Source organism: Desulfoplanes sp. PS50 (genome assembly GCF_053851535.1).
Genome location: NZ_JBSPZA010000076.1, coordinates 1 through 2053 on the forward strand (window position 1 = coordinate 1; position 2053 = coordinate 2053).

General features: G+C 41.8%; 1 protein-coding gene. It reads left to right on the forward strand.

Features of this window, described 5'->3' with window-relative positions; genetic code table 11:
* The first annotated feature begins 171 nt into the window (after positions 1–171).
* Entirely contained in the window at positions 172–747 is a 576-nt protein-coding gene (locus ACTVJH_RS15755) for a hypothetical protein (RefSeq protein ID WP_455992833.1), read from the forward strand.
* Positions 748–2053: the final 1306 nt, after the last annotated feature.

The following is a 2053-nucleotide window of genomic DNA, read 5'->3' on the forward strand; positions in this document are numbered from 1 at the left end:
GGCAAATGTCCTTGGAAGCATTTTGGAACTAGTCCAAAAAAATATGGATAGTTTCGTTGGTGAAAAAGGACTTCTTGTCAATAAAAACAAACTATTAACGACTAATCGCTAACCCCGAAAGTCGAGTTAATAGCAAAAAACAAAAAACGCGTACTACTAGCAGCATTGGGGATGTTATCTTTTGTTTTAGGTATTGTGAGTGAAATGTATCTTACAGACTTTTTAACAACTAATTTTCCGAATTATTTCGAAGACGATACACTAGAAATTATTGAAAATCAGAATACTAACTATAGTAGTCTGACAAACCAAATTTCTAATTTGTATAATTCTACTAATGATGCATCGATAAAAAAACAAATTTTGGAAATTAAAGACTCTGTTGTATCCGCAAAAAGTCAAAGTCAGTATATTGTTGACAATTTAATTTCTTTAAAAGATGAAAATATAAAACTACGGGATATGCTTAAAGATAAAAACAATTTTGATGGGGGTACGGATTTTAAATTGTATGTAGATGGGGGAATTAAGATAGACCGTAAAAATTCGTTTGGTCTAAGTAGTGTTGATGAAGATGGTGACGTTGCTAGTTATATATCAAATCCTGAAGGATCAAAACGACGACGATTATCACCTGGTGAAGGTATTAAATTTTTAAACGAAGATGGTGATAAGTGCTCTGTAGGGTATCTTGGCCCCGAACAAAACAGTAAGCTATTTCGTTTTTCAATAAACTGTATTAACTGATAATATGCTATTTAAATCAATTAGTTGACAGGTTTCACCTGTGTTGAGGAAGCCGTCGTCGCTTCCGAGGCCCCCCCAATGGGGTCAGAGGGTGATCGTATAGAGTGTCAATTTTCTACCATGAGAGTTCAAAAAAGGCCGGGAATTTACCCCGGCCTTTTTTGGTGTGATCGTGTATTTGTCTATAATTGAACTAGATGGGGGGGGCTCGAGAGATAGAGATTCAGAGTCAAAGAGAGAGAAGTTCAGGGCATAAATCCTCAGGAACAAGTGGCTCTGGTCAGATCTTTTCAAACTAGGAAGTTATCCACTTCAACCTCTTTAACCATTTGAACTTTGACGCCAAGCCGAATCTTTTTGAGCATATCTATCAAATCATCACCGTCGACCATCTTTGCATGTCAACTATTAGAAACTGTACTACAATATTATCAGTATCTTGATGTATAAAACATCCTAGTGCGCTTCTTCTGGAAGAGTTGTATGACAATTTTAGGTTCATCCGGGAATAGCGTACTTGCAGGTCATATATTGTCAGTCCCTTTTGGGAAGCAACACCATCGAGGGGGCGTTGAACAGGTCCCCCATCCCGCTCTCATGCATGAGGGCGGGACGGGGCTAGGGGCGGGTCGTGTTATCGGCCCCTTCCTCCAGCTGTTTGAAACCCTCCCCCAGCCCCTCCCTGAACTACGGGAGGGGGGCTACAGAGTCCATGTACTCGTTCTCTTTGGGTGCGCCCGAAGATGTGCTTCCCCAATGCCTACAGGCAGCTGGGTTCAAGATGAAAAGGACCCTTTTGCCGGATGAGCCCAATTTTTTTAGGGGAAATTGGGATAGCCTTCGCGTTAAGTAATTCATCATGATGAACCATCTGCAACTCCTTTGTTGGTTTAGAGGTTGAATTTTGAAGAATAGCAATAGATTATTTGAGTGCCTAAATGAAAACAACCTGCCATAATCAATGGTGGGGACACTGGGGACAGTGGGGACATCGTTTTGTAATCGGCCTGTAAGTCGTCCCCAAGGTCATCCTGCAAGCATGGGGACAGTGGGGACGGCCATTTTAGTGGTCGGTGTCGACGTCCCCACTGTCCCCACAAAAAAATTGTTAAGTGGGGACAGTGAAAATTTCCGTCAAATAGGCTTGTCCCCAGTGTCCCCACTGTCCCCGTTAACTACTGTTGCGTCCGTTAAATAATTATACTATCATAGCCTCCAAATCAAGGAGGCGAAATGGGCAGGTCAGTACATATAGAATTAACGCCAGAGGATCGGGCAACGTTGGTCATGTGGGCACGTTCTGGGA

Coding starts and splice junctions, on each gene's coding strand:
- ACTVJH_RS15755 (WP_455992833.1), top strand. CDS start 172: ATGTTATCTTTTGTTTTAGGTATTGTGAGTGAAATGTATCTTACAGAC.